The organism is Bradyrhizobium uaiense, assembly GCF_010811875.1.
GTDB lineage: Bacteria > Pseudomonadota > Alphaproteobacteria > Rhizobiales > Xanthobacteraceae > Bradyrhizobium > Bradyrhizobium uaiense.
The window spans coordinates 1-242 of record NZ_VKHP01001031.1 but is presented as its reverse complement, the minus strand read 5'-3'; the positions used below and the strand labels follow the sequence as shown (position 1 = coordinate 242).

Annotated in this window: 1 protein-coding gene; it reads left to right on the top strand. The window is 62.8% G+C overall.

What is annotated here, in order from left to right:
- On the top strand, nt 1-242 hold a 242-nt coding region (locus FNJ47_RS52675; protein ID WP_236000645.1), incomplete at both ends, for a GTP-binding protein.

Sequence of the window (242 nt, the reverse complement as noted above, 5' to 3'; positions counted from 1 at the left end):
GTCGCGACCGGACCGCGGCCGCGATCGAGCTTGGCTTCGATCACGGTGCCTTCCGCCGGACGCTCCGAATTGGTCTTCAGGTCGAGGATTTCGGCCTGCAGTGCGATCATCTCGAGCAGACGATCGAAGCGATCAATCACGCCAAGGCGGCCAAGGTGCCGATGATCGTCGCGATCAACAAGATCGACAAGCCCGATGCGCGGCCCGAGCGCGTGCGCACCGAACTGCTGCAATACGAAGTG